Source organism: Subtercola boreus (assembly GCF_003399625.1).
Taxonomy (GTDB): Bacteria; Actinomycetota; Actinomycetes; order Actinomycetales; family Microbacteriaceae; genus Subtercola; species Subtercola boreus_C.
In genome coordinates, this window is the sequence record NZ_NBXA01000032.1 from 1 (window position 1) to 19,500 (window position 19,500).

General features: G+C 66.2%; 21 protein-coding genes. 15 read left to right on the top strand and 6 right to left on the bottom strand.

Going from position 1 to position 19,500, the window contains the following annotated elements; all coding sequences use genetic code 11:
• Positions 1-226: 226 nt before the first annotated feature.
• A complete protein-coding gene (locus B7R21_RS16945; RefSeq protein WP_116284437.1) occupies positions 227-958 on the top strand; it encodes a DUF6994 family protein in 732 nt (243 codons plus the stop codon).
• Positions 959-1,240: 282 nt separating this feature from the next.
• Here B7R21_RS16945 and B7R21_RS16950 read toward each other — a convergent pair whose 3' ends face one another.
• Positions 1,241-1,711, bottom strand: a complete 471-nt coding sequence (locus B7R21_RS16950; protein ID WP_253259876.1) for an SDH family Clp fold serine proteinase — start codon at positions 1,709-1,711, stop codon at positions 1,241-1,243.
• Between the two features lie 22 nt (positions 1,712-1,733).
• Between B7R21_RS16950 and B7R21_RS16955 the strand changes: the two genes are divergently transcribed.
• A complete protein-coding gene (locus B7R21_RS16955) occupies positions 1,734-1,925 on the top strand; it encodes a type II toxin-antitoxin system Phd/YefM family antitoxin (protein WP_367379415.1) in 192 nt (63 codons plus the stop codon).
• Positions 1,922-2,203 carry a type II toxin-antitoxin system RelE family toxin gene (locus B7R21_RS16960; RefSeq protein WP_116284438.1) on the top strand — a complete coding sequence of 94 codons (282 nt, stop codon included), beginning with the start codon at positions 1,922-1,924 and terminating at the stop codon, positions 2,201-2,203. Before B7R21_RS16955 ends, B7R21_RS16960 begins: the two co-directional genes overlap by 4 nt.
• Positions 2,204-2,278: 75 nt before the next feature.
• On the opposite strand, the gene B7R21_RS16965 is transcribed toward B7R21_RS16960, so the two are convergent.
• Positions 2,279-2,905: a TMEM175 family protein gene (locus B7R21_RS16965; protein WP_172592254.1), complete on the bottom strand. Its 627-nt coding sequence runs from the start codon at positions 2,903-2,905 to the stop codon at positions 2,279-2,281.
• A gap of 90 nt (positions 2,906-2,995) precedes the next feature.
• Here B7R21_RS16965 and B7R21_RS16970 point away from each other — a divergent pair, with 90 nt between their 5' ends.
• A complete protein-coding gene (locus tag B7R21_RS16970; protein ID WP_116284440.1) occupies positions 2,996-3,559 on the top strand; it encodes a TetR/AcrR family transcriptional regulator in 564 nt (187 codons plus the stop codon).
• 45 nt (positions 3,560-3,604) lie between these two features.
• Here the strand turns inward: B7R21_RS16970 and B7R21_RS16975 are convergent, their stop codons facing one another.
• A complete protein-coding gene (locus B7R21_RS16975) occupies positions 3,605-4,444 on the bottom strand; it encodes a DeoR/GlpR family DNA-binding transcription regulator (RefSeq protein ID WP_253259877.1) in 840 nt (279 codons plus the stop codon).
• Positions 4,445-4,634: 190 nt separating this feature from the next.
• Between B7R21_RS16975 and B7R21_RS16980 the strand changes: the two genes are divergently transcribed.
• The 7 genes from B7R21_RS16980 (at position 4,635) to B7R21_RS17010 (ending at position 11,829) form a co-directional block, all read left to right on the top strand.
• The gene (locus B7R21_RS16980; RefSeq protein WP_116284508.1) at positions 4,635-5,918 is read left to right on the top strand and encodes an ABC transporter substrate-binding protein; all 1,284 of its coding nucleotides are present in this window, start codon (positions 4,635-4,637) and stop codon (positions 5,916-5,918) included.
• 97 nt (positions 5,919-6,015) lie between these two features.
• A complete protein-coding gene (locus tag B7R21_RS16985) occupies positions 6,016-6,936 on the top strand; it encodes a carbohydrate ABC transporter permease (protein WP_116284441.1) in 921 nt (306 codons plus the stop codon).
• Positions 6,937-6,938: 2 nt separating this feature from the next.
• The gene (locus B7R21_RS16990; protein ID WP_116284442.1) at positions 6,939-7,868 is read left to right on the top strand and encodes a carbohydrate ABC transporter permease; all 930 of its coding nucleotides are present in this window, start codon (positions 6,939-6,941) and stop codon (positions 7,866-7,868) included.
• A 67-nt stretch (positions 7,869-7,935) separates the two neighbouring features.
• Positions 7,936-8,787 carry a ketose-bisphosphate aldolase gene (locus tag B7R21_RS16995; protein ID WP_253259878.1) on the top strand — a complete coding sequence of 284 codons (852 nt, stop codon included), beginning with the start codon at positions 7,936-7,938 and terminating at the stop codon, positions 8,785-8,787.
• Positions 8,788-8,791: 4 nt separating this feature from the next.
• The gene (locus tag B7R21_RS17000; RefSeq protein WP_253259879.1) at positions 8,792-10,054 is read left to right on the top strand and encodes an ADP-dependent glucokinase/phosphofructokinase; all 1,263 of its coding nucleotides are present in this window, start codon (positions 8,792-8,794) and stop codon (positions 10,052-10,054) included.
• Positions 10,055-10,435: 381 nt separating this feature from the next.
• Entirely contained in the window at positions 10,436-11,197 is a 762-nt protein-coding gene (locus B7R21_RS17005) for a ParA family protein (protein ID WP_116284444.1), read from the top strand.
• Between the two features lie 53 nt (positions 11,198-11,250).
• On the top strand, positions 11,251-11,829 hold the full coding sequence (locus B7R21_RS17010) for an antibiotic biosynthesis monooxygenase (protein ID WP_116284445.1): 579 nt from the start codon (positions 11,251-11,253) through the stop codon (positions 11,827-11,829).
• 38 nt (positions 11,830-11,867) lie between these two features.
• Here B7R21_RS17010 and B7R21_RS17015 read toward each other — a convergent pair whose 3' ends face one another.
• Both B7R21_RS17015 and B7R21_RS17020 read right to left on the bottom strand, forming a co-directional pair.
• Positions 11,868-12,512, bottom strand: a complete 645-nt coding sequence (locus tag B7R21_RS17015) for a hypothetical protein (protein WP_116284446.1) — start codon at positions 12,510-12,512, stop codon at positions 11,868-11,870.
• A gap of 230 nt (positions 12,513-12,742) precedes the next feature.
• The gene (locus tag B7R21_RS17020) at positions 12,743-13,753 is read right to left on the bottom strand and encodes an aldo/keto reductase (protein WP_116284447.1); all 1,011 of its coding nucleotides are present in this window, start codon (positions 13,751-13,753) and stop codon (positions 12,743-12,745) included.
• A gap of 47 nt (positions 13,754-13,800) precedes the next feature.
• Here B7R21_RS17020 and fgd point away from each other — a divergent pair, with 47 nt between their 5' ends.
• From fgd to B7R21_RS17040, 4 genes are all read left to right on the top strand, one after another.
• A complete protein-coding gene (gene fgd, locus B7R21_RS17025) occupies positions 13,801-14,808 on the top strand; it encodes a glucose-6-phosphate dehydrogenase (coenzyme-F420) (RefSeq protein ID WP_116284448.1) in 1,008 nt (335 codons plus the stop codon).
• Positions 14,809-14,925: 117 nt separating this feature from the next.
• Positions 14,926-16,728, top strand: a complete 1,803-nt coding sequence (locus B7R21_RS17030) for an alpha-amylase family glycosyl hydrolase (protein ID WP_116284449.1) — start codon at positions 14,926-14,928, stop codon at positions 16,726-16,728.
• A gap of 52 nt (positions 16,729-16,780) precedes the next feature.
• On the top strand, positions 16,781-17,203 hold the full coding sequence (locus tag B7R21_RS17035; protein ID WP_116284450.1) for a TA system antitoxin ParD family protein: 423 nt from the start codon (positions 16,781-16,783) through the stop codon (positions 17,201-17,203).
• Positions 17,200-17,772, top strand: a complete 573-nt coding sequence (locus B7R21_RS17040) for a zeta toxin family protein (RefSeq protein ID WP_216364283.1) — start codon at positions 17,200-17,202, stop codon at positions 17,770-17,772. The genes B7R21_RS17035 and B7R21_RS17040 overlap by 4 nt, the downstream gene beginning before the upstream one ends.
• Positions 17,773-17,931: 159 nt before the next feature.
• Here B7R21_RS17040 and B7R21_RS17045 read toward each other — a convergent pair whose 3' ends face one another.
• Complete coding sequence (locus B7R21_RS17045) at positions 17,932-19,428, bottom strand: NAD-dependent succinate-semialdehyde dehydrogenase (protein ID WP_116284452.1); 1,497 nt, start codon at positions 19,426-19,428, stop codon at positions 17,932-17,934.
• Positions 19,429-19,500 lie beyond the last annotated feature (72 nt).

Consider the following 19,500-nt stretch of genomic DNA (forward strand, 5'->3'; position numbering starts at 1 on the left):
AGTCCTTCGCGATCTGAGACGCGTTGCCGTGGCCCTTCCGGACCACCGCCACGACATCATCGCGGAACTCTTTCGGATATGCCTTTGCCATGACTGACATCCTTCCAGCGAGAATGAAATCTCACAGATCAGATGACAACCAAACCCTGGGCAGACCCGTGGACCCACACGACGTCTTAGCTTGAAGAAGCCAAGCAAACTGACGGCAGTCCCATACGTTGGTGAGATGCGACTGATTGACACCACGTACGACTTCTATTTGGACACGCCCTCAGGCAAAGACCCAGATGCGCATAGCGCCACTTTGCGGAAGTACAACCAGATTCTGTGGAGCAAGCCACTGCCCGGCGGGGCCGAATTCACCTTACGCACGGATGTCAAAGGCTCGTACCTGTTTCACGACTCGGTGTTAGGCCAGTTTCGGCTGTCGAGCGACATGATCGCATCCACTCACGCACGCCGGCTGGCATCGTTTTCGCGTCAGGTCGAGGGCGACTACAGCCTGGACCTGCCGTACACAATTGGTGCGGCCATCGTCTTCCCTGGCCACCGGATTGGTACAGATCAGACGATCAACCAACATCGAGGTATTCATCAGGCAATCCAAGACCGCTTCGATCTGACCCTGGAATGCATCAGACGCCATTACCTGGGCGAAAGCAGCCCGCTCGGGGAAACCCTCAACCGGTACGCGAGCTTCTTCGCACTGTTCGCGGATTTCAACGGATACGTCGATTTCTTTCTTCTTCAAGACTTGGTCGACGACCATGGTGACATCGAGTTTTTTCGACCCGTTACACCGTTTGAGGGGTCACCGCTGCCTGCAACCCTTGAGTCCTATATTGCTTACCGCCGAAACGTGATCCGATTCGTGAAGGCACGCAACCGGCGTATCGCCGGGACCAGCGAACCGCCGACGTTCGCTGAACGAGCCCCTTCGCGCCGACGAAACAGATAAGGTTCCGGTTCCGGTTGTCGCTGTCGTTGCAGCGCCGTCGGAGCTGGGGCTCCCCGGCCAGCCTAACCCGGCGGCGACTCAGGAAGTACGTGAGAACGCTCCTTACATGGGAATGGATGCGTAGGAGTTCTCGAAGAGTCTTCCTGCGCCGTCGACGGCGTAGATCTGAAGGTAGTAAAGCCTCAAGTATCGGACCCATTCGTCGGATTCGCTGGGCAGGTATGTGATTTCGAGCCCCAGCCCACGGGCAACCTCGTGGCTGATGACTTGGCCGTGAGAGTGTCACCGTTCCGTATCAGAGAGGTCGTTGGCAGTCTTTTCTGCAGCTTCCTCATCGCGAATAATTCCGTTGCGAAGAAGGTCCTTGGCAGTGGAGCGCGATCTGCGCATGATCCGCTGGAGCTTTCGAACGGTCGCGGGCTCCATCTTGCTCAGCATGAGCCGGGCAACAGGATCAGTCGGGTCTTCTCGCAGGGCCTTGGCGTGTTTCTCGTACGCGTCGAGGTAGCTTTGCGCGGAGTGAATCGAACCGTTGCCGTTGGCCTCCAAGAGCTCGATTTGAGGGTCTATGGCACCGAGCTCGGAGGTGTCGCTCATAAGGATGTCGTCGGCGCCGAGCGCGATGAGAGTCGCGGCGCTCTTGGCGAAGTCGGGCACGATGACCCGCACTTCTTTGCCGCGGCGGCGGATCAGGCCGATGAACTTCTCGGCCGCGTCTATCACCGACGCCCGCGGACAGCTGGCGTCGATCATCGACGAGGCGCGTGCTGCGCCTGTGTATCTCACCCGCCGAAGTAGGGCTGTCGCCGCCGTGATCGACGCTGCGCAGCTCAAGCAACTGCTGGAGGATGCGGAGGAGCTTGCCGACATCAAAGCAGTGGACGCCGCGTGGGAAGAGACCGAGAAGTTGGGCGAGACGCCTGTCCCGTGGGATGACGTCAAGCGTGACCTCGGACTCCTTCCGTGACTTCTCAGAACCAGCTACTCCCGGTTGCAGCCCGCGCGAGCAAGAAGCTGCCGCCGGAGGCCAAACGCCGGGTACAGGCCGCGGTCGAACTGCTTGCTGAGAATCCGCGCCCGCCTGAGGCGAAGAAGCTGACCGGACGCCCCGAGTGGCGGGTACGGACCGGAGATTACCGAGTGCTGTACCGCATCCAGGACGATGTACTGACCGTGGTGGTCATTCAGGCCGGTTGTCGGCGGGACATGTACGAAAAATATGCCCTAGCCAGCATCACTACTTGAGCACGGGGGTACAACGCCTGAGGTGCAAGCGTGAGCGGTGAAGTCGAGCCCCTCGATGTCGACTACTCCTGGAAGCTACCGGGCGAGGCGACCGACGGCGAAAAGGATGACGACGATGGTGTAGAACACGAGCGCGACTATCGGAAACACGAAACTGATACCGATTGCTGCGAGGTTGAGAACGGCGGCGATGCTGCAGAACACCAGTGCCCGAGAGGAGATGGGCTTCGACACGACGAAGTCTTTGGAGAGCCTCGGGCTTCGGCGAACGTGTGCCCACAAAGCAGTGAACGTCGCAGTGAGGAGAAATATCGTTATCCCGTAGAGCACGCTTGCAGCTGAGAGGTTGCTCTCGGAGGGTTCGATCATGTACTCAGCTATCACTGCCGTGGGGAACGGAATGAATGCCACGATGCCCAATACGGCAACGTTCAGGAAAATCAGAGGCCTGTCGATCCGCGTCAGCAAACCGATCAGGAAGTGGTGATTGATCCACATCACCGCGATCGTGAAAAACCCCAACGCGTACGCCAAATACGACGGCCACAACCCGAGCAGCATTGAGCCGAGTTGGCCGTCTTCCGCGTGCGGCACGGCCACTTCCAGAATCAGGAGCGTTGTGGCGATGGCGAACACGCCGTCGCTGAACGCCTCGACACGGTTTGTACCGATCTCGCCAGGCGAACTGATAACTGTTGTCATATCGGGACAATTTCTTTCATCAAAAGGCTGAGCCATGCGGAACACCGTGGGGCGAGACGCAGTCAATCATACGAAGTGTATGATTCGCAAATGGGTGAAACACGCTCCGAACAGATCGAATCCACCAACCCGCGAGTCATCCGAACCAAAGCCCGAGTCATAACCGTCGCCCGCGAGCTCCTCCCCCAGGTTGGCCCCGCCGCGCTGACCTACACGCTGTTGGCCGACCGAGCCGGCGTCACCAGGCAGACTCTCTACCGCCACTGGCCCAGCCGCGAGAAACTGCTCGCTGAACTCGTCTTGACCGGCCCCGTCGTCGGCTACCCCGAAGGCGGAACCGACGCACACCTGACCATGGTTGAGTTTCTCAGCAGCCTCCGAGCGGGTATGCAGAACGAGGTCACCGCTGCAGCACTGTCCAGCCTCATGGCGCAAGCCGACCGGCACGCAGACAGCGCGGATGCGCTCAGAAGCATTGTCTCCGATCGACATGCTGCACTGCAGGCACTGCTACGACCCACCGGGCTCAGCATCACCGCCGAGCAATTTGCCATGCTCGCTGGCCCCGTTCTCTTCCGACGGTTCATTGCCCGACAACCCGTATCCGACGAATTCATCGAAGTCCTCGCAGAGCTGAGCCTCTCCGCTCTCTGATTCCAGGGGAATGAGCTGAAAAACCGGTGCAATCGAGAGTCAGCGTCAGGCGGCGGGCGCCGAAGGCGGCAGCAGCACCTTCACGCCGTGGCGCTGCAGGGCATCGGCCAGCTCGGGCGGGGGCTCCTGGTCGGTGACGAGGTAGTCGGCGGCGCCGAGAGCGGCGACCTGCGCGAAGAGGGGGGCGCCGAACTTCGAGGAGTCGGCGAGGATGGCCACGCGGGAGGCGCGGGAGATCATCTCCCCCATCATCACGGCCTCGCTCACGTTGCTGGTGGAGTAGCCCCCATCGGCGGAGACCGCGCCCACCGAGATGAGGGCGAGGTCGCAGCGCAGCTCGAGGTCGCTGGTGCGGCCGGTGACACGGAAGCTCACCGGGCCGACGGTCGACTGGCCCGCGAAGCGCACGGCACCGCCGAAGAGGTAGAGGTCATTGACGGCCTTGGGCGAGACTTCAGCGGGGATCCGCAGGTTGTTGGTGGCGATCGTCAGCTCACGGTGGTTGCGGAGGTGCCGGGCGAGAGCGAGGCAGGTCGTGCCGGCGTTGATCATGATGACGGAGGCGTCGTCGACGAGGGTTGCGGCGAGTTCGCCGATCTTCTCTTTGGCCGAGGTGTGCAGCTGCAGGCGCACGTCGAGCTTCTTCTCGGTGACGATCATGGCGGAGCGGCTGACGGCGCCGCCGTGGGTGCGCACGAGGATGCCGTCGGCGTCGAGTTGGTCGAGGTCGCGGCGCACGGTGTCTGAAGAGACCCCGAATCGAGCGGAGAGCATGGCGACGGTGACCTGCTCAACGTCGGTCACGTAAGCGGCGATCTCGGCCTTGCGGCCAGCTGGAAGGCGCACCGGTTGCGCCCCATTGCCCGAGTCTCTTGCATCACCCACACAGCATTTCTAGCAGATATGTGCATGCCTCCGCGTATTTGTGCGTTTGATATTCGAAATGTTTGCCAAGATATGCCGCAAAATTCGTATTGACGCGCACGATTCCGGGCATTAGCATCAGATCACGCTCATAAGCGCATAAAACAGCATAATCCCGTAACACTAAGCAATCACCGAAGATTGGATGAACATGAGCAACGTTGCTCGAGGCCGTCGGGTCACGCTCGCAGGGCTGGCCCTCGCGACGACAGCTGTCCTCCTCACCGCCGGCTGCAGCAGCAGCGGCGGATCCACCAGCGCCGACGGCAAGGTGACCATCGAGTTCTCGCAGTGGTGGGGCTCCGAGCTCCCCGACGGCGACCTCCAGAAGATCGTCGACGGCTTCCAGGCCGAGAACCCGAACATCACGGTCAAGCTCCTCACCCAGCCGTACTCCTCCCTGCAGGACCAGACCACCACCGCCGGCGTCTCCGGCACCCTCTCCGATGTGGTCGGCCTCGACGGGGCCTGGGTCAACAACCTGGTCAAGCAGGGCGCGCTCGACAACCTCAGCGACGAGATGAAGTCGTCGAACTACGATGCCAGCCAGCTCTCGAGCCAGGTGCAGATCGAGGGGTCGACCTACGCGATCCCCGTCGTGAACTTCGTCTACCCGCTCTTCACGAACGACACGCTTCTGGCCCAGGCGGGCGTCACCGCTCCCCCGGCGACCCGGAGCGAGTTCCTGACCGACGCTGAGGTGATCACCTCGAAGACCGCTGCGAAGGGCTGGATCCTGCCGCTCGGAACGACGAACCCGAACGGCGTTCAGAACGACGTGATGTCGTGGCTCTGGGCATCCGGTGGCAGCATGCTGAAAGACGGCAAGCCCGACCTCACCAACGACGGCGTGAAGAGTGCGGTCGACTACGTGAAGTCGCTCTACGACGCGAAGGTCGTGGCCGACGGCACGTTCACCCTGCAGGAGCCCGACAAGGTGACCCAGTTCACCAACGGGCAGGTCGGGATGATGGTCGACTCCCTCGCCCACATCACGACCATCCGCAAGGCCAACCCGGATCTGAAGTTCAGCATCTCGGCGATCCCCGCAACAGACGGTTACACCGGCAAGCGCGGCATCCCGTTCGCCTCGTGGGGTATCGGCGTCTCGAACAACTCGGCCCACAAGGCCGAAGCGTGGAAGTTCGTGCAATACATGATGAGCAAGGACGTCAACGCGAACATCTCGAGCCTGGCGCACGGGTTCCCGGCCAACAGCACGGCGACGCCCGACTTCACCGGATCCGACCCCCTCTACGAGGAGGCCTTCAAGATCTACCAGGCCGGCTACCCCGCGAACGAGTTCGTCGGGCTGCCCACCTCAGACCAGCTGATGCGCGACTTCGACACCGAGTTCCAGAAGACGCTCAACGGCGACGGGAGTGTGAGCGACATGCTCTCCACCACTCAGGCGAGCTGGTCCAAGGCCTTCTAGGCCCCCTGCCAGACCTCGACGCAGTACGGTCGCGCCGCATCTGCCACCCCCCACAGCGGGTGCGGCGCGATCCTCTCCTCCTGAAAGAAGCACAGACATGACAGCTCTGCGAACGGGACGTACCCCCTCCCGGTTCGGATCGGCACGCCTCGCGGGCAAATCCGCCCCCTACGGTTTTGTGGCTCCGACCGCGATCCTGCTGGTCGCGCTGATGGTCGTTCCGATCATCCTGGTCATCGGATACTCGGTCTCCGACGGCGCGATCACCACCAAGAACGCGTCGTTCGCGGGCCTCACGAACTACATCACCCTGCTCACCGATCCGGAGTTCTGGAACGCCGCCCTCAACACCCTCGTCTTCACGGTTTCGAGCGTCGCCGCCCACCTGCTCATCGGCCTCGGCTTCTCGCTGATGCTGAACTCGAAGCTGATCGGGGCGGTGCCGCGGGCCGTGTTCCGCGTGATCTACATCCTCCCGTGGCTCTTCACCGCCGCCATCATCGCGGTGCTCTGGCGCCTGCTGCTCGACCCGCAGGGCGTCATCAATTACCTGCTCCAGTCGGTGCACCTCACCGGCAGCCCCATCGCCTGGTTCGGAGATCCCTCCACCGCCCTCCTCGCGGTGACGGTGATGAACATCTGGGCCGGCTACCCGTTCTTCATGATCAGCCTCCTCGCGGGGCTGCAGGGCGTACCCGCCGACCTCTATGAGGCGGCGCGCGTCGACGGTGCATCCCCCGTGCAGCAGTTCTTCAACGTGACGCTGCCGCAGCTGCGCCCGATCATCATCTCGATGGCCATGCTCGACGTGCTCTGGACCACCCAGCAGTTCGCCCTCATCTGGCTCACCACGGGAGGCGGGCCGATCAGCGTCACCGAGATGCTGAGCACGTTCACCTACAAGCTCGCGTTCACGGGCTTCGACTTCTCGGCAGCCTCGGCGAGCGCAGTGATCGTGCTGGTCTTCTCGCTCATCGTGGCCGTCTTCTATGTGCGTTCCCAGCGATCGGAGAGCTGATCATGGCCACCCTCACCACCCCCGCAAAGACCCGGGCCACGGATGCCCGTACAGACGGCCCGGTACACGGCGGTGTCACCGCTGCCGCAGCTGTGCACCGGGCACCCCGGAAGATCGGCCGGAGGGTCGCGCTCCTCGTCGGCCTGCTGGTGGGCGCCGTGTTCGCCGGCTTCCCGGTGTTCTGGATGCTCATCAGCAGTTTCAAGACGAACACTGAGATCTTCGCCTACCCGCCGCAGATCATCACCCAGGGTTTCAGCTTCGACGCCTACCTCGCCGTGCTGAACGACCCGGAGGAGATCCGGTTCTTCATCAACAGCTACGTCGTCGCCCTGTCGGTGACGGCCCTGACCGTGGTGTTCGCCATCATGGCGGCGTATGCGTTCAGCCGGTACGAGTTTCGGGGCAAGAAGGTAATGAACGTCATCATCATCGGCACCCAGGCCGTACCACCGATCGCCCTGATCATCCCGTTCTTCGGGCTCATGGTGACGCTCGGCCTCTACAACACCTACGCGGGCCTGATCCTGACGTACATCGTGTTCACGCTGCCCTACGCGATCATCATGATGACCGCGTACTTCAACACCCTGCCGAAAGAGCTCGACGAAGCCGTCAAGGTCGACGGCGCGGGGGCGTGGACGGCGCTCTGGCGGATCCTCGTACCCATCTCGGTACCCGGCATCGTCTCTGTCGCGGTGTACACGTTCATGATCTCGTGGAACGAGTACCTGTTCGCCCTGACACTCACGCGCACCAACGACCTTCGCACCGTGCCCGTCGGGATCCAGCTGCTGATCGGGCAGAACTCGTACGAGTGGAACCAGATGATGGCGATCTCGATCATGGGCAGCATCCCCGTTCTTCTGCTCTTTTTGATCTTCCAGCGCTACTTCATCGGCGGCCTCACCTCCGGCTCGGTCAAGAGCTGACCCCGCACCCCCTACCCAACGCCCACCCTGCACCACCACGAAACAAGGAGAACACCCACTCATGCTGATGACCGGTAAAGAACTGCTCGCCGTCGCAAACGAACACAACTTCGCGATTCCAGCGTTCAATGTCAGCGACTACGCCATGATGAACGGTCTCTTCGAGATCAGCGAAGAGAAGAACGCGCCGATGATCATCGCCATCCACCCGGATGAGGTGAGCCACCTGGGGGTGGAGGCCATCCTGGCCATCCGCGAGCGCGCCCACAAGTCGAGCATCCCGGTCGCCATCCACTGGGACCACGGCGGATCCTACGAGCAGATGCTCACGGCCATCCAGGCCGGCTTCACCTCGGTGATGATCGACATGTCGATGCGCCCCTTCGACGAGAACGTGGCCGTCACCAAGCGCGTCGTCGACACGGCGCACGACGTCGGCCTCTCGGTCGAGGGCGAGCTCGGCACGATCGGCAAGCTCGACGAGGAAGCCGAGGAAGGCGGCGAGATCATCTACACGGTGCCCGCTGAGGCCGTGGATTTTGTCTCGCAGACCGGCGTCGACAGCCTCGCGATCGCCATCGGCACCAGCCACGGCCTGTACCCGCAGGATCTCGAGCCGAAACTCCGCATCGACCTGCTGCAGGAGATCAAGGCCCTGCTGCCCATCCCGCTCGTGCTGCACGGCGGCTCGAACAACCCCGACGCGGAGATCGCCGAGGCCGTGAAGTACGGCATCAACAAGATCAACATCTCCAGCGACATCAAAGCCGCGTACCATGACGCAATGCGCAAGGAGCTCGAGAACAAGGGACTCCGCGAGCCGAACACCATCCAGCCGCCCGCCATCGCTGCCATGAAGAAGGTCGCCGCTCACAAGATCGACCTCTTCGAAGCTGCCGGCAAGGCCGAGCTGTACTAGTCGCATGGTGAGCTCCGAAACCGTGCTGGGCCTCGGCGGCACCGTCGACTACGAGATCGACTGGAATTCCGCCGTGCTCGAAGACCTCGCCGCCGAGTACGGCGTCACGGTGGCGGAGCTCACCACGCAGCATCCGATCGCCAGCGAACGGGACCTCGTGGTCTCGGTGCTGGCGTTCCTGAAGACCGGTTCCGGGGGGGAGCGCTTCGTCGCCTCCTCCGGCATCGTCGAAGCGTTCGCTGCGCGCTTCACCAGTCGCGTGACGCTCGGCGGAACGGGCGTGCGCGCGGCCCTCGCGATGGAGGTGCTCGGGGTGACCAGCACGCTGCACCTCGTGAGCATCGACGACCACGTGCGCCGGCTCCTCCCGCCCGGCAGCGCGTACATCAGCAGCGCGGCGGGTGATACGACAGACCCGCACCTGATCATCCAGTTCCCCGTCGGCGCGCGCGTTCGACTCGGAGACGCTGTGCTGGCGGCCAGCCACGCCAACCGGCTGATCTACTCGAACGACCCGCCCAACCAGACGCTCTACCTGAGCCCTGAGCTGCCGGCGGCGTTGCGGCAGGCGTCGCTCTTCCTCGTCTCCGGCTTCAATTCGATGCAGGATGCCGCGGCCCTCGACGAGCGCCTCGATGAGCTCCGGATGGCGATGGTCTGCCTGCCGCCCGATGCCACCGTCTTCTATGAGGACTCGGGTTTCCACCGGCCGGAGTTCACCGCACGGGTGCTCACCGCGCTGCTCGACACGATCGACGTCTACTCGATGAACGAGGACGAACTCGAGAACCACCTCGGCCGCGCGGTCGACCTGCTCGACCCTTCGGCGGTGCATGCGGCCCTGGTGGACATCGGCGAGCTGATTCCGGCCCGGCACATGGTGGTGCACACGAAGTACTGGTCGGTGGTGCTGGGCGGCGGCGCTGCGGGCGATGCCGGCGCTGCGGGCGATGCCGGCGGCGAGGGCGATGCAGCTCCCGCCTCGGATGCCACCCGCTACCGGGAGGCGCTCCGCGGCGGCATCCTGATGGCCAGCACCCGCTACCGCTTCGGCGACGGCTTCACGCTGGCCGACTACGAGGGGATGGCCGGCGAGCGCCAGAACCCCGCCGGCGTCGCGGTCGCTTCGGCTCTGCGCGAGCTGCTGCCCGGCGCTGTGTGCATACCGGGGTTCCAGCTCGACGACCCCTCCCCCACCACGATCGGCCTCGGCGACTCGTTCGTGGGCGGGTTCATCGCGGCGCTGCGGCGCGGCCGCGCGGTCTGAAGCGGCCCCGGCCCCAGCCGGCCCCGTCAGTCCCGCCCGGCCCCGCCACTCCCGCCCGCCCCCGCCAGTCCCGTTCGCCCTCGCCAGTCCCGTTCGTTCGTTCGTTCGTTCGGGAGGAGCTGGGGCTATGTCCCGCGCTATTCGCCCCACCTTGCCCCAGCTCCTCCCGACGGGGAACCAGGAGGCAGGCCAGGCACCCCGGAGTGGATGCGCCGACCCGATCCGCGCTGAGGGACAGCTGCCGGGCCAGCCTTCCCGGGTAGCGGCGCGCAAGTGGAGAGAATGGGACATGGCCAGCTTCGTCGTCGAACCAGACTCCCCGCGCACTGCGAACGGCGGCGAGCACGGCGAACTCAGCGTGCCGACGAAGGCGGGCCCGCGATGAAGATCGTGGCGGTGTACAGCACCAAGGGCGGCGTGGGCAAGACAACCGCCGCGGTGAATCTGGCGTGGGAGGCCTCCCAGGACTTTCGCGTGCTGCTCTGGGATCTCGACCCCCAGGGAGCCGCGACCTATCTGTTGCAGGTGAAACCGAAGCTGAAGGGCGGCGCCGAGGCCCTCGTCGACGGCTCGACTCGGGTGCGTGCCGCGATCCGCTCGACGACCTACGGCCACCTCGACCTGCTGCCGGCCGACGCCAGCTACCGGGAGCTCGATGTGGTGCTCGATCACGCGAAGGATTCGACGGGTCGGATCCGGCGCGTGCTCGAACGTGTCGCGGACGACTACGACGTCGTCATCCTCGACTGCCCGCCCGGTGCGGGGCTCGTCGCCGAGAACGCGGTGCTCGCGGCCGATCTCGTGGTCGTTCCCCTCGTGCCGTCGCCGCTGTCGCTCCGATCCCTGGAGCAGGTCGCAGACTTCGTCGACTCCTCGCCGACCCGCTCCCCCGTTCTCGGGTTCCTGTCGATGGTCGACCGACGGAAGGCCGTGCACCGCAACGCCGTCGTTCAGCTCCCGCGGGCCCACGAATCGGTGTCGAACATCGTCGTTCCGAGCACGGTCGTCATCGAACGGATGGGGAGCGAGCGAGCTCCTGTCGGCTTGTATGCACCCCACTCCGAAGCCGCGCATTCGTACAGTGAGCTGTGGGTGCGCATCCAGTCGACCGTCAAGGCCAGACGGCGGAAGTCGAAACGCTGACGCGCACGCCCCCCGGTGCAGACCTGACGCCCGCGCGGATGCAGACTGGACGCATGACAGAGCCCCAGGAAGCACGAACGGCCGGCCCCATCACCGTGGCGGTGACCCGCACCGTCTCTCCCGACCGCGCGCGCGAAGCCGCTGCCTGGGCCCGGTCGGGGCAGGATCTCATCAGCACGTACCCCGGATACCTCGGGTCGGGGTGGATCAGGCCCGACCCGTCGTCGGGCGACTGGCACATGCTGTTCCGCTTCGCCGACACCGCCAGCCTCGACGTATGGGAGCAATCGGCCGAGCGCGCCTGGTGGGTCTCCACCGGGCAGGGACTCGTGGAACACGGCGATGAGGAACGCCGCACCGGCATCGAAGGCTGGTTCGACGAGCCGTCAGCGGTCGAGGTGATCAGCGCGGCGCCGCGCACTCCCCCGCGGTGGAAGCAGATGGTGTCGATCTTCATCGTGTTCTATCCGCTCAGCGTGCTGGCGAACTACCTCGTGGCGCCCCTGCTCGGCGACTGGCCGGTCTGGGCGCGGGTTCTCGTCACCGTGCTGGTGCTCACGCCGGTGATGACGTACCTCGCGCTGCCGTTCGTGACGCGGGCGCTTCGCCCGTGGTTGCTCCGCGGGCGCTGACGCGCGCCTTCGAGGGAGGCGGCTGGCCGGTACGGAGGTTAGCCGCTCGGGAGGGTCTGCAGGATGTTGGCGAGGATGCTGTCGGCGGAGCTCGGTGAGTCGAAGATGACAGACGAGAGGGAGATCCAGTAACCGGACTCGGTGAAGATGTCGAACACGGGGGCTTCGGTGTTGCTCTCGACGTAACCGCGGTTGCCCGAGGTGCCGGAGAGGGCCGCGTTGGCCGTACCGGACGCCTTGATCTTCGCCTCGTTCGTCGCGAGGGCCGCCGAGCCGGGGTTGGCGACTCCGACGGAGATGCTCGACCCGCTGGCGGAGTTCAGCCACGAGCAGAGCTTTCCGTTGAGGCCGACGATGGTCGCGAAGCTGTTGTCGCCCGAGACCTCGGCGCCCGGGTCGGTCTTGAAGTCGGGGCTGATGGCGGCGATGGTCGCGTCGGCGACGAGGGCCGAGCATCCGATGGTGACGGCGCTGCCTGTCGTCGCGGCCGGTGAGGTGGTCGGGCTCGAGGTGGGCAGAGGGGCCGGGCTCGAGGTCGGGGTGACCGTCACGGTGACCGTCGGCGCCGGCGTCGCGGCCGGTGTGGCGGGGGAGCAGCCGGCGAGAACCGCGATCGACACGCCGACGAGCGTTGTGGTCGACGTGATGCGGAACGCCCGGGCCGAGCGCGTGAAAACCTGCATGGATCCCCCTGTGTTGTCGGCTGAGCCTGACACAGGTGGGGCCTCATGAGCGCTTTGTTCACTCGAACGGGGGGTGCGGGCGCCCGTGGCTCCATCGAGTGGGCGGTTCGGGCCCTCCGGGGCCCGGTCAGAGGGCCCGAAGTGCCCACTCGATGGAGCGTGAGCCGGGGCGCGTCGGCCGGCGGGGCGGGGCGGGGCCGGGCGGGGCGCTCGGGGCGGGGCGGGGCGCGTCAGCGGAGCGTCGTACCGTGCACGGCGAGCGGGTCGATGAGCGCGATCTCCTCCGCCGTGAGCGGCGCCGCGTGCACCGCCGCGATGTTGTTCTCGAGCTGCGCGACGCTCGACGCACCGATGAGCGCCGTGGTGACCGACGGCTGCCGCAGCACCCACGTGAGCGCGAGCTGGGCGAGGCTCTGCCCGCGCGACGCCGCGATGTCGTTCAGCGCCCGCGCCCGCGAGAGGTACGTCTCCCCGATCTCGCCCGGCTGCAGCCAGCGACCCTCGGATGCCCGCGACCCCTCGGGCACGGTGCCGCCGAGGTAGCGGTCGGTGAGGAGGCCCTGCGCGAGCGGCGAGAACGCGATGCTGCCGACGCCCAGGTCGGCGAGGGTGTCGAGCAGCCCGTCTTCGGGCGTGCGGTCGAACATGCTGTACCGCGGCTGGTGGATGAGCAGCGGCACCTTGAACTCGGCGAGCGCCGCCGCCGCGGCACGGGTCTGCTCGGGGTTGTAGTTCGAGATCCCGGCGTAGAGTGCCTTTCCGCTCTGCACCGCGTGGGCGAGCGCTCCCATCGTCTCCTCGATCGGGGTCTCCGGATCGGGGCGGTGCGAGTAGAAGATGTCGAAGTAGTCGAGGCCGGTACGTTTCAGCGAAGCATCCAGACTCGACAGCATGTACTTGCGGGAACCGAACACCTGGTACGGGCCCGACCACATGTCGTAGCCCGCCTTCGACGAGATGATGAGCTCGTCGCGGTAGGGCCGGAGGTCTTCGGCGAAGATGCGCCCGAAGTTCGACTCGGCGGAGCCGGGGGGCGGCCCGTAGTTGTTGGCGATGTCGATGTGGGTGACGCCGAGGTCGAAGGCGCGCCGGATGATCGCCGCCTGCGTGTCGAGCGGCTTGTCGTTGCCGAAGTTGTTCCAGAGGCCGAGCGAGATCGCGGGGAGCTTGAGCCCGCTCCGCCCGACCCTGTTGTACTGCATTGTGTCGTAACGTGAGGTGTCGGCAACGTGAGGGTACATAGCGAAAGCCTATCCACCCGGACCGACCTTCCAGAGAAGGACATGTGATGACAGACCAGAAGCTCACCATCGGTTACAAGGCCTCCGCCGAGCAGTTCACCCCGACGCAACTGCTCGACTTCGGTGTGCAGGCCGAGCAGGCCGGTTTCGAGTCGATCTTCATCTCCGACCACCTGCAGCCGTGGCGGCACACCGGTGGGCACGCTCCTGCAGCGATCCCGTGGATGGGGGCACTCGGCGCACGCACGTCGAAGATCGTCATGGGCACCTCGGTGCTGACCCCGACGTTCCGCTACCACCCGGCAGTCATCGCGCAGGCGTTCGGCACGCTCGGCGAGATGTTCCCCGAGCGTGTGATCCTGGGCGTCGGCACCGGTGAGTCGCTGAACGAAGCCGCCCTCGGCATCCCGTGGCCCGACATCAAGGAGCGCTTCGCCCGCCTGAAGGAGGCCGTGCTGCTCATCCAGCGCCTCTGGACGGAAGACCGCGTCACCCACAACGGCGACTACTACACGGTCGACAACGTCACCATCTACGACCGCCCGGAGAAGCCCGTACCGATCTACATCGGCGCATCCGGACCCGCGGCGACGCGCCTCGCCGGCCGCGTCGCCGACGGGTTCATCACGACCTCGGGCAAGGCGCCGTCGCTCTACGCCGACACCCTCGTGCCCGCGCTCGAAGACGGCATCGCGAAGGGCGAGCGGGCCGAGGGCGCCGTCGACCGCCTGATGGAGATGAAGGTCTCGTTCGATCACGACGGTGCGCGCGCGCTCGAGGACACCCGGTTCTGGGGCGCCCTCGCGCTGAGCCCCGACGAGAAGATGAGCGTCGAAGACCCGAGCGAGATGGAGCGCCTCGCCGACGAACTGCCGATCGAACGGGTCGCGTCGCGCTGGATCGTGTCGACGGATGCCGACGAGCACGTCGAGCGCATCCAGCAGTACATCGACCTGGGGTTCCGCCACTTGGTCTTCCACGCACCCGGCCACGACCAGGAGCGGTTCATCAAACTGTACGGCGAAGAGGTCATCCCGAGGCTCCGCGCGCTGTAGGCGGCGCGGGGCTGTGCCGGCCGTCGCCGGCCGGCACAGGCCACCGCCGACTCGGGCCCACGCCGGCTTCCGCGCAAGGGTGGAAGCCGGCGGCGACTCCTGCCATGATTCGTGACTATGACCACGTTCGACGAACGGCTCGGCGCTGAGCTCCCCCGCCTGAAATCCCTGTTCGACCGCCTCTACGGCGACCGGCCGTCAGCCGGCGCCGAGCTCGAGGCGCTGCTGGCCGATCTGCGGCGCTCCTGGGGTGCGCGGCCGGCCGAACTGAGAGAGCTCGACGAGGAGCGCGAGGCCGACCCCGACTGGTTCGCGTCGAACCAGATGCTCGGCGGCGTCTGCTACGTCGACCTCTACGCCGGTACGCTCGAGGGGGTGCGGGCGCGCATCCCCTACTTCCGGGAGCTGGGGCTCACCTACCTGCATCTGATGCCGCTGTTCCTCGCCCCGGCCGAGAACTCCGACGGAGGCTACGCGGTGTCGAGCTACCGCGACATCCGCCCGGATCTCGGCACGATGGTCGACTTCACCGCCCTGGCGGCGGAGCTCCGGCAGAACGGCATCTCGCTCGTCGTCGACTTCGTGTTCAACCACACCTCAGACGAACACCGGTGGGCGAGGGGCGCGCTGGCGCGCGATCCGCTCTACGACGACTTCTACCTGATCTTCGACGACCGCGAGATGCCCGACCGGTACGAGCTGACGACGCGTGAGATCTTCCCGGATGACCACCCCGGCTCCTTCGTGCCGCTGGCCGACGGGCGGTGGGTGTGGGCGACGTTCCACTCGTTCCAGTGGGACCTGAACTACCGAAACCCCGCGGTGTTCCGGGCGATGGCCGGTGAGCTGCTCTTTCTCGCGAACCAGGGGGTGAACATCCTGCGGATGGACGCCGTGGCTTTCATCTGGAAGCAACTCGGCACGACCAGCGAGAACCTGCCCGAGGCGCACCTGCTGCTGCAGGCGTTCAATGCGGTGTGCCGCATCGCCGCCCCGTCGCTGCTCTTCAAGTCGGAGGCGATCGTGCATCCGGATGACGTGGTGGTGTACATCCGGCCCGATGAATGCCAACTGAGCTACAACCCTCTGCAGATGGCTCTCATCTGGAACTCCCTCGCCACCCGCGAGGTGAACCTGCTCGCGCAGGCGCTCGAGCAGCGACACGCACTGCCCCCGCACACGGCGTGGGTGAACTACGTGCGGAGCCACGACGACATCGGTTGGACGTTCGCCGACGAGGATGCCCGGCAGTTCGGCATCGACGGATACGAGCACCGCCGCTTCCTCAACGCGTTCTACGTCGACCGGTTCCCCGGCAGCTTCGCCCGCGGCGTGCCGTTCCAGGACAACCCGCGCACCGGCGACTGCCGCATCTCGGGCACGACCGCGTCGCTCGCGGGCCTCGAGGCCGGTGACGCCGGGGCCGTGGACCGGATCGTGCTGGCCCACTCCATCATCCTGAGCACGGGCGGCGTGCCGCTGATCTACCTCGGCGACGAAGTGGGGCAGCTGAACGACTACGGCTACCTCGACGTGCCGGCGCACGCGGAGGACAGCCGCTGGGTGGGACGGCCGCCGTACCCCGCCGAGCGCTACGCGACCCGCGACGACCCGGAGACCCGGGCGGGCGAGCTGTTTGCGAGCATCCGGCGGCTCATCGAGGTGCGCCGCCATACTCCCGCGTTCGCGGGCGGGCAGCTCACCATCGTCCACACCGGGAACCCGCACGTGCTCGGCTACCAGCGGGGCGACGTGCTGGTACTGGCGAACTTCTCCGACCACGCCGAGACGCTCGACGCGGAGCGGTTCGGCGGGCTGCCCGCCGGCCGCACCGACCGCACCGACCTCGTCACCGGTCGGCCCGTGCCGCTCGGCGCCGGCCTCACCCTCGCCCCGCACGAATTCGTCTGGCTCGCCTGACTGAGGCCCGAGAGGGAGACGGGACAGCGTAGCGGAGTGCTACACTCACGCCATGAAGACGATGCCAACCCGGATCGACGGAGAACTGTTCGAGTCGGCGAAAGCGACCGGCGAGGTGCAGAGTCGGAGTGCCGCGCAGCAGCTCGACCACTGGGCGCGCATCGGTCGGGAGTTCGAGTCCTCGCCGAGCGTCACGCATTCCGCGATCACCGATGTTCTGGCCGGCGTTTCGTCGTACGACGACCTGCGAGACAGCGAACAAGCCGTCGTGCGGGTTGCGTGGAATGACAACGTAACCGCGCGGATCGCCGAACTCGACTTCACTGACGACCTCCTCGAGGCCGGTCTTCCCTGGGCCGAGGCGGATGCCGACGGCACCGTCATCGTGGTGAACGACGGGGCAGACCACAGAGATGCGGCGAGCGCGAACGGCTCGGCGACCGGCGCGCCGGCCTCCGCCTCATCCGCCGCGTGAGCTCACCCGTTCTGCACGTGCTCGCAGGGCCGAACGGCGCGGGCAAGTCGACCTTCGTCCGCGCAGTGCTGCAGCCGGTCATCCACCTCCCCTTCATCAACGCCGATGAGATCGCCGCCGAGCGGTGGCCCGGGAGCGAATCGCAGCACGCCTACGATGCGTCAGCCGCCGCCGCAGCCGAGCGGGACAGAGCGTTCGGTACGCGGCGCTCGTTCATCACCGAGACGGTTTTCAGCCACCCGAGCAAGCTCGAACTGATCAGGCGGGGCGTCGCTACCGGGTACCTCGTGAGCCTGCACGTCATCCTCGTTCCCGAAGACGTCACCGTGCAGCGTGTCGCCCACCGCGTGGCGCGTGGCGGGCACACCGTGCCGGAGGCGAAGATCCGCGAACGGTACCGGCGACTGTGGGGGCTGGTCGCCGAAGCCAGGTGCGTCGCGCACAGCACGACCGTCTACGACAACAGCCGTGCCGCGACCCCCTTCGAGGTGGTCGCTCGCTACGAGCGCGGCCGACTCGTCGGCGCTGCCGCGTGGCCCCGGTGGACACCGTCGGCACTGACGGCGTGACGGCAGCCGCGGGCGACGCCTCCAGCGTGTGGGGGGCGCGCGTAACGGAGGAGAAGGGCGACGGTGCGTCCGGGTGGTGGACTACTCCGCCCGTGTCCTCCATTACGCACGCAGCGGGGCGGGAAGGAGGGCGGCAGGCGGGAGGGCGGCGGGCGGGGGTCAGGAGTTCGGGATGAGGGTGTACTTCGTCGAGAGGTACTCGCGGATACCCTCGGTGCCGCCCTCGCGGCCGAGTCCGGACTGCTTCACGCCGCCGAAGGGCGCCGCCGCGTTCGAGAGCACGCCCACGTTCAGGCCCATCATTCCGGTGTCGAGCTTGTCGATCATCCGCTGCCCGCGGGCGAGCGATTCGGTGAAGACGTAACTGACGAGACCGTATTCCGTGTCGTTCGCCAGGCGAACGGCGTCGGCCTCGTCGGTGAACTCGACGATCGAGAGCACCGGGCCGAAGATCTCCTCGCGCAGGATGTCGCTGCCCGCGGTCACTCCGGTGATGACGGTGGCCTCGTAGAAGCTGCCGTCGCCGTCGACCGGATGCCCACCGGTCTGTACCGTGGCACCCCGCGACACAGCATCGCTCACGAGCGCATCCACCTTCGCGACGGCCGCATCGTTGATGAGCGGGCCGACGGTGACGCCCTCCTCCGTGCCCCGACCCATGCGGAACGCGGAGACGCGGGCCGAGAGGCGCGACGCGAACTCCGACGCGACCGAGCTGTGCACGATGAAGCGGTTGGCCGCCGTGCAGGCCTGCCCGATGTTCCGGAACTTGGCCGCCAGGGCGCCCTCCACGGCCTTGTCGAGGTCGGCGTCCTCGAAGACGACGAAGGGGGCGTTGCCGCCGAGCTCCATCGAGATGCGCAGCACGTTCTCGGCTGATTGCTTGATGAGCTGCTGGCCGACCGCAGTCGAGCCCGTGAAACTGAGCTTGCGGAGGCGCGGGTCGGCGATGATCGGGTCGGAGACCGCGCTCGTGGTGCTGGTGGTGAAGATGTTCAGCACGCCCTTGGGCAGGCCCGCCTCTTCGAGGAGGGTCGCGAGCAGCAGAGTGGTGAGCGGCGTCAGGGAGGCCGGCTTGACGACAGCCGTGCATCCGGCCGCCAGGGCCGGAGCGATCTTGCGGGTCGCCATGGCGAGCGGGAAGTTCCACGGGGTGATGAGGAACGCGGGCCCGACCGGGCGCTCGGAGACGATCATCGAGCCGGTGCCCTCGGGGTTCCGGCCGTAGCGGCCGCCGATCCGCACAGCCTCCTCGCTGAACCAGCGCAGGAACTCGCCCCCGTAGGTGACCTCGCCCCGGGCCTCGGCCAGCGGCTTGCCCATCTCGAGCGTCATGAGCAGGGCGAAGTCCTCGCGTCGCTGCTGCAGCAGGTCGAAGGCACCGCGGAGGATCTCGCCCCGCGCACGGGGCGCCGTCTCGGCCCACTCGTCGGCCGCGGCTACAGCGGCGTCGAGGGCCGCGAGGCCGTCTTCGGCCCGCGCATCCGCGATCTGCTTGATGACGAGGCCGGTGGCCGGGTCGTGCACATCGAGGGTGGCGCCCGCGCGGGCATCCACCCACTCGCCACCGATGAAGAGCTGAGAGGGCACCCGTGCGAGCAGGTCGGCCTCAGCCGAAGAAGAAGACGAGGAGGCAGTGGTGGGGGCGTTGGTCATGTGTGTTCCGCTTCGTCGAGGTTCGTGAATGGATGCGGCCGGGGCCTCTGCAGAGCCCGGGCCGGCGGCCGG